This is a genomic window from Afipia birgiae 34632 (genome assembly GCF_000308295.2).
Taxonomy (GTDB): Bacteria; Pseudomonadota; Alphaproteobacteria; order Rhizobiales; family Xanthobacteraceae; genus Afipia; species Afipia birgiae.
In genome coordinates, this window is record NZ_HG326652.1 from 502,666 (window position 1) to 508,778 (window position 6,113).

9 protein-coding genes and 1 pseudogene are annotated in these 6,113 nt (G+C 62.1%); 3 read left to right on the forward strand and 7 right to left on the reverse strand.

From position 1 onward, the window contains the following. Nucleotides 1–110: 110 nt before the first annotated feature. The 3 genes and pseudogenes from BN32_RS02330 to BN32_RS25900 all read right to left on the reverse strand — a co-directional run. Nucleotides 111–584, reverse strand: coding sequence for an SRPBCC family protein (locus BN32_RS02330; protein WP_019195638.1), 474 nt, complete (start codon nucleotides 582–584; stop codon nucleotides 111–113). Further along, nucleotides 581–925: an ArsR/SmtB family transcription factor gene (locus BN32_RS02335; protein ID WP_019195639.1), complete on the reverse strand. Its 345-nt coding sequence runs from the start codon at nucleotides 923–925 to the stop codon at nucleotides 581–583. Before BN32_RS02335 ends, BN32_RS02330 begins: the two co-directional genes overlap by 4 nt. 237 nt (nucleotides 926–1,162) lie before the next feature. Then, nucleotides 1,163–1,341 (reverse strand): annotated as a pseudogene (locus tag BN32_RS25900) (thioredoxin domain-containing protein); the annotation flags it as partial. 674 nt (nucleotides 1,342–2,015) lie between these two features. Between BN32_RS25900 and BN32_RS02340 the strand changes: the two are divergent. Continuing rightward, nucleotides 2,016–3,230 (forward strand): GGDEF domain-containing protein, encoded by a 1,215-nt coding sequence (locus tag BN32_RS02340; RefSeq protein ID WP_019195642.1) that lies wholly within the window; start codon nucleotides 2,016–2,018, stop codon nucleotides 3,228–3,230. Nucleotides 3,231–3,243: 13 nt separating this feature from the next. Here the strand turns inward: BN32_RS02340 and BN32_RS02345 are convergent, their stop codons facing one another. Together BN32_RS02345 and BN32_RS02350 are read right to left on the reverse strand one after the other, a co-directional pair. After that, nucleotides 3,244–3,483, reverse strand: coding sequence for a DUF2171 domain-containing protein (locus tag BN32_RS02345; RefSeq protein ID WP_019195643.1), 240 nt, complete (start codon nucleotides 3,481–3,483; stop codon nucleotides 3,244–3,246). Nucleotides 3,484–3,847: 364 nt separating this feature from the next. Then, nucleotides 3,848–4,072 carry a hypothetical protein gene (locus tag BN32_RS02350; RefSeq protein WP_019195645.1) on the reverse strand — a complete coding sequence of 75 codons (225 nt, stop codon included), beginning with the start codon at nucleotides 4,070–4,072 and terminating at the stop codon, nucleotides 3,848–3,850. A gap of 247 nt (nucleotides 4,073–4,319) precedes the next feature. Between BN32_RS02350 and BN32_RS27520 the strand changes: the two genes are divergently transcribed. Then, complete coding sequence (locus BN32_RS27520) at nucleotides 4,320–4,502, forward strand: HWE histidine kinase domain-containing protein (protein ID WP_244438078.1); 183 nt, start codon at nucleotides 4,320–4,322, stop codon at nucleotides 4,500–4,502. A gap of 105 nt (nucleotides 4,503–4,607) precedes the next feature. Here the strand turns inward: BN32_RS27520 and BN32_RS02360 are convergent, their stop codons facing one another. Next, complete coding sequence (locus BN32_RS02360; RefSeq protein ID WP_019195647.1) at nucleotides 4,608–4,952, reverse strand: hypothetical protein; 345 nt, start codon at nucleotides 4,950–4,952, stop codon at nucleotides 4,608–4,610. Nucleotides 4,953–5,179: 227 nt separating this feature from the next. Between BN32_RS02360 and BN32_RS02365 the strand changes: the two genes are divergently transcribed. Then, nucleotides 5,180–5,398, forward strand: a complete 219-nt coding sequence (locus BN32_RS02365; RefSeq protein WP_152343867.1) for a DUF6894 family protein — start codon at nucleotides 5,180–5,182, stop codon at nucleotides 5,396–5,398. Between the two features lie 37 nt (nucleotides 5,399–5,435). On the opposite strand, the gene BN32_RS02370 is transcribed toward BN32_RS02365, so the two are convergent. After that, nucleotides 5,436–5,756, reverse strand: a complete 321-nt coding sequence (locus tag BN32_RS02370; protein ID WP_019195649.1) for a hypothetical protein — start codon at nucleotides 5,754–5,756, stop codon at nucleotides 5,436–5,438. Nucleotides 5,757–6,113 lie beyond the last annotated feature (357 nt).

Below are 6,113 nucleotides of genomic sequence, written 5' to 3' on the forward strand. Positions count from 1 at the left end.
TCACGCGGGGCGTCATCCTTACGGGGGACTTGCAGTTCCAGATGCGGTAGTCGCGAAAAAGGGCAGCATGCATGCTGCCCTTTGCTGTTTGCCGCGCAGATGAGTGCGTCTCACATTGTCTTGGCGTAGGCGACAAGCTGATCGAGCGCCGTGCCCCAGCCGCTGTGGAAGCCCATGTCCTCGTGGGCTTTCTTCCCGGCTTCGTCCTTATGCACTGCAATGGCGGTGTATTTCGTGCCGCCCTTGACCGGCTCGATGGTGACGATGCCCGTGAAGAATCCGCCGTCGCGCGGCCGGAATCCGGGCAACAGTGCGTCGGTGAAGACCAGCTTGCGGTGTTCGACGATTTCGAGAAAGCAGCCGGCATTGTCCATGTCCTGCCCTTCGGGCGAGCGCATCACGGTGCGGAAGATGCCGCCCGGGCGCAGATCGATCTCGCAGTCGACGGTTTTCCATGGCGCCGGCGTGAACCATTGCATCAGGTGCTTCGGTTCGGTCCAGGCCTTCCAGACCAGTTCGGGCGGCACGTCGACAATTCGTTCGAGAACGAGATCGAGCTTGGGGTCGGTTTTGTACGCGGTCACTTCCGTGTCTCCGTGGTGTTGAGGTGTCTGAGATAGTCGTCGAGCTGGTCGAGCCTTTTGGTCCAGAGCGTGCGCTGCGCGCCGATCCAGTCCTCCGCGTCCGCAAGCGGCTTGGGTTTGAGCTGGCAGGTCCGCACGCGTCCGACCTTTTTCGAACGGACAAGGCCGCATTCCTCCAGCACTTTCAGATGCTGGAGGAATGTCGGCAGCGCCATGTCGAAGGGTTGCGCAAGATCGCTCACCGTGGCGGGCCCGGACGTCAGCGTCGCGAGCACCGCGCGCCGGGTCGGATCGGCAAGCGCGTGGAATGTATCGTTGAGGCGATCTTGAAGGTTAGTCACAAGGCTAACTATAGTTCTGCGAACAGTTAGGTCAATGACTAAGTGTTGCGGCATGCGGACGCAGGGCTGCGCGCTGCCTGACATCATAAATTTGCAGGAATTACCGAACAAAGCGCGGGTTATACAGCCGTCACGGATGCGCGATGACCGGTCTCAATCAGCCGGGAGGTTTTCCGGTGTTAACCGCTCATTGAGCGTCGAAAGCGCGTTTGTATGCGGGCCGCGCTTCGCCGCGGGCGGAATCTGGCCGAAAGGATGAAGCGCCAGATGCGCGGGTTCCTTCAGCGCACGAAATGAAACAAGCCGAACCTCGTAGGGTTGGCCGACTTCTTCAAGCGCCCACCGAACGCGCGTATCACGCGCCAGTCCCTGCCGCCATCGGGCGACTGTTCAAAGGCGATAATGGTGATGGTCATTGCCAGAGGCGATTGCTGATGAGGGGCGGAGGAAGCGCAGATTGCGCAAGGCCAGATCTGGCAAGCCGCCCTGATAGGCAGCTCGGGCGAAGCAGCTCCGCCCGAGCCACTTCAAATAAATAAAACTACTTCTTCTTGGCCTTCTTGGCCTTCTTCACTGTCTTCTTCGCCGCCTTCTTCGCCTTCTTGGCTTTCTTCGCCATGGCATCCTCATGGGTTCGGGTTGACGTCAACATCACGAGGCATGCTCGGCGATAGGCCAGTGCGCAGCCTCATTTTCAATCCGAGCCGATTCGCTGAAATTTGTCGCCTGTTTTTCAGCATCGTGCAGGCTTCATGACATCGGCGGCGTCTTTTTCTGTGGACGGCGCCGTGCGCGCTTACGGTTAACAGCGAGCAAAGGCTTTCATTCTGCTTTCGCAACCGCCAACGCGTGCGCCACGGCGGCTTTCATTTGGGCATGCGCGCCGCATTTTCATCAATTCACAACCACAGCAGGGTTTATCCAGGGCCGGTCAGACTCCGTTAAGAGCGCCCCTGCAAGGATGCATCCGGCTTCGGGGGAGGCGGATTTCCGGGTGATCCGGGATCGGGAGTGGGTTTATGCATCGGGCGGCGATCGATCACAGGGACAGGGCACAAGACGCGGGCAACCGCGCACCCTCGGCCCACGCATGCTGAGCGTCCCGACCCTCTGGACCATTTTCATCGTCAACTTCGTTGCGATCGGAACGATATGGGTTCACGTCGCTCGCAGCTATCCCAATCTCGAGGCTGCGCGGTACTGGACCGCGAGTGCGCTGCTCGCCGCGTTCGGCGCCGCGCTTGCAATGAGCCGCGGCTTCATCGATCCGCAGCATACAACTCTTCTGCTCATCCCGCTGGTGATCGGCGGCTCCATCCTCATTCTGGCGATCTGCCTTGCCGCGATGGGCATCCGGCAGTTCTACGGCGTCCCGGTGTCATGGCGCTCCACGGCGGCGATGGTCGGAATCAACTTCTTCGGCCTGGCGTACTTCGTCTGGGACGACAACATGATGATGCGCATCGTGATCTACTCGGCCTGCCAGTCGGTGCCGATTGCGATGACGCTGCCGCTGCTGCTGTCACGCAAGAACGGCAATGTGCATCCCGGCGCGCGCTTGGCCGGCTGGATCGCCATCCTGATGATCGGGGTTTATGCGGCGCGCGCCGTGGCGGCCGTGACCGGTGTCGGCGGCCCGGTGTCGCTGGTCGATTTCAACCGGGTTCAGGCCCTGTTTATTCTCGCGCTGGTGTTCCTGTCGATGATGTGGAATTTCGGCTTCCTGCTGATGGCGATCGACCGGCTGCGCGCCGAAGTCGCGGATCTGGCGATGTTTGACGATCTCACCGGCGCTGCCAACCGCCGCCAGTTCCTGACGCGGCTGAACGAGGAATGCGCGCGCTCCGGCCGCAGCGGCGAGGCGTTCGCGCTGCTGATGATCGATCTCGACGAGTTCAAGGAAGTCAACGACAACCACGGCCATGCTGCGGGCGACGAATGCCTGCGGCTGTTCACCCGCGTCGCCGGAAACCGGCTGCGCACCGGCGATCTTCTGGCGCGCATGGGCGGTGACGAATTCTGTGTGGTGCTGCCTTCGACCACCCTGCGCGAGGGGGCGATGGTGGCCCGCCACATTCTGGAGGCCTGTCAGAACGAAGCTGTGCAGGGCAATGGCGTCTCGCTGGCGCTGTCGGCGTCGATCGGCGTCGCGCAGTGGCGGCCCGAGATCGGGCTGCACGCGGAACGGCTGATCGCGGCAGCCGACCGTGCGCTCTACACCGCCAAGAATGACGGCAAGAACGGCTATGCTGTGTTCGACGTGACGCCGCTCGAATCCGAGCCTGTGCTGCGCAAATCGGCCTGACGGCCGCGCGGCGCTATTTCTCTTCCTCGAATGTCACGGCGACATCGGCGTTGGCCGACAGGCGCACCTTCTGGCCTTCGACACCCGCGACCAGCCCCTGATCGATATAATGATGGTGGCCCCTGTGGCTGCCTTCGCCGCTGTCGGCCTTGGTCAGCTTGATCCGGCCGCCCTCGACGCGATCGACCGTGCCGACATGCACGCCGTCGGCGCCGATGACTTCCATATGCTCTTTGATCTGGTTCGCGCTCATGAAGCTGTCCTTTCGTGACGCCCGTTAACGCCCGAACGGACAAAGCGTTCAATCGCCCTGCGGCCTATTCGCCCCTGCGCGAGATAGATCGCCAGCGGGTCGGACAAGGTGTTAGGCTCGCCACGGACAACAGCCGATACGGCAGCGGAGGACACGATGGCGAAGGGCAAGGACAAGGGCAACAAGGAAAAGAAGAAGCCCAAGGCGGACAAGAACGCGCCCAAGAGCGGCGGCTCCAGCTATCAGCAGAGCAAGGGCGGCAAGAAGTAGCCCCGGCCTCGATCGCGCGAGAGGCGGCATCTTGCAGGACCTGATCGTTCAATGACCTGACCGCCGGGTCATCGGATGTCTTTGGCTTCATGCGTCAGTCGAACCAGTCGGCCCGGTTCGCGGCGAGTTTTCCGCGCGCGTTGCCGTTGGTCACGGCCTTGAACATCTCGCACAGTTCGTACTCCAGAAACTCGTTCGCCAGGATCAGCGCGCGGATCGTGCTGCGCATGTCGCCGCCGCACGCCGCGATCGCCTGATCCGCCGCAATATCCAGCCGCTCCGATTCCGACCGAGGGCCGGAGGCGAGTTTGTCCAACATGCCGATGTTCCGTATTGACGGGGTGGCGCGTATGTTCTCTTTTTGTTCTCTTCGAGTCAAGACAACAATCGCCGCGTCACATTGAAAACGTGACGTGGAAAACGTGCGGATTGTTCGCCGGCGTTCTTTCCGTTGTGCTGTCGGTTCTCACCGTGTGGTGGGTGTTCACCGAACCTGCCTTCACCTTCGCGCCGCTCGACCGCGTGCATCTGCGAATTTCATTCTGTTTGCATTGTCAGGGCTGCTGGTGGCCGTGCTGGCGCTGGTGCATCGCCAGTTGCTGTTCGCGGTGGAAGCGAAGGAGCGCGAGCGGCGATTGGTCGGCGAGATTGAGCATCGCAGCAAGAACATCCTCGCCGTGGTCGCTTCGCTGATCCATCAGACGGTGAACGACAGGGAGGTCGCGGACACCCTCGCGCAAAACGCATAACGCAAAGCCATAAACTCACGCGGCGTCGGCGCGCCATGCGCCGGCGCATGAGGCGCGCACGCAGAAAAGCCCGGAGCGTGCGCCGGGCTTTCGTCGTGGGCCTCGTTACCAGGGATTGTATGGGTTCATGTCGACCGGGTTCGGGTCGTTGCTGTGGTTCCGCTGGTAGGCGCGTGCGCGATAATAGCCGGGGCCGTAGTAGTCCGGCTCGGCATAGACCGGCTCGGCGTAATAGGCCGGGCCGCCGCCATAATATCCGGCTCCGCCGTAATAGGCCGGTCCGCCGTAGTAGTTATACGAGTTGGCGGCGGCGGCGCCGGCAACCAGCGCGCCTGCAGCAAGGCCAAACCCGATCGCGGCGGCGTTGCGTCCGCCGCGGGCTTCCGCGGCAGGCGCGGACATCACTGCGATGGTGGCGACCGTCGCCAGAGCAACAGCAATCTTTTTCATGACCTGAATCCTTTCGTGATCGCCGCTGTCAACCGGCGTGCCGCCCGAAAGTTCAGCCCGGGAACCGCAATTGTTCAGGGAACGAAATCACGCCCGCGTGTTTAACGGCCCATGTGCCCGCATTCGAACGGGATGCAGGCATGAAGCCCCGCCACAGGCTTCGGCCGAGGGCGGGTTTTTTGCGAGCGGCGTTTGACGCAAACGCCTGGAAGCAGAAGGAGAATCCGATGCGGTTTCAATTCAATCTCGCCGACGGCACGAGCGTTGCCGACAAGGGGGATAAGGAACTGGAGGATGCGGCGCAGGCCAGCGAGGTCGCCGATGAACTGGCGACACGGATCGCGCGCGAGCGGCCGTCGCTGGTACATCAGGGCTATTCCATCGTTGTGAGCGACGAGGACGGCGACGAGGTCTATCGCACCAGACTGTCAGAGAGCGTCCACTGACAGCAAAAAGCCCGGAGGGTTGCTCCGGGCTTTTGCATCAGTAGTAGCGATAGTAGCGAGGGCGGTAGTACCGCGGCCCGTAATAATAACGCGGTCCGCCGTAATACGCATAAGGCCCCGGGCCGTAGGCATAGCGCGGGCCGTAGTAACCGTACCCATATCCCGGCCCGTAGCCATAGGGCCCGTATGCGCCATAGGCCGCCCCGGCCGCGAGTGCGCCGGCGGCGATGCCCAGTCCGATTCCCGGTCCCCAGCCCCAGCCGCCGCCACGATGATAGTAGCGGGCTTCGGCGGGAGCAGCGGCGAGGGTGGCGCCAAGAGTGGCGACTGTCGCAATGATGACTGCTGCTTTTCTCATGGTTCCGATTCCTTCTCTCTCGCAGGGGACTCAACGCCCCGGCCGGATATTTGGTTGCGGAAAGAAAGCGCGTTTGCGCGGAACCAATCCGCTGCCGCCGTTTTGTCTTTTTTGACGGGGCCAAGAGAGACGAACAAGAGAGACGAAAAAGGGGCGAACCCATGAAGGTTATCGAGAGAATCGCGGAAGACCGTCCGCTGCGTTATGCCTTCGCCGGGCTGGCGGTCCTGCTGATATTCGGCATGCTCTGAACTAGGCCGAACCGGCGCGCGCCTGCGGCGTTGATGCCCGCCGGGACGTCATCGTTGCCGGGACCGTCAGTGTTCAGGAGTTTGCGTCTTCAGGACCTGCATGTCC

Coding starts and splice junctions, on each gene's coding strand:
- BN32_RS02345 (WP_019195643.1), bottom strand. CDS start 3,483: ATGAGCGCGAACCAGATCAAAGAGCATATGGAAGTCATCGGCGCCGAC.
- BN32_RS02370 (WP_019195649.1), bottom strand. CDS start 5,756: ATGAGAAAAGCAGCAGTCATCATTGCGACAGTCGCCACTCTTGGCGCC.
- BN32_RS02350 (WP_019195645.1), bottom strand. CDS start 4,072: ATGTTGGACAAACTCGCCTCCGGCCCTCGGTCGGAATCGGAGCGGCTG.
- BN32_RS02365 (WP_152343867.1), top strand. CDS start 5,180: ATGCGGTTTCAATTCAATCTCGCCGACGGCACGAGCGTTGCCGACAAG.
- BN32_RS02360 (WP_019195647.1), bottom strand. CDS start 4,952: ATGAAAAAGATTGCTGTTGCTCTGGCGACGGTCGCCACCATCGCAGTG.
- BN32_RS02340 (WP_019195642.1), top strand. CDS start 2,016: ATGCTGAGCGTCCCGACCCTCTGGACCATTTTCATCGTCAACTTCGTT.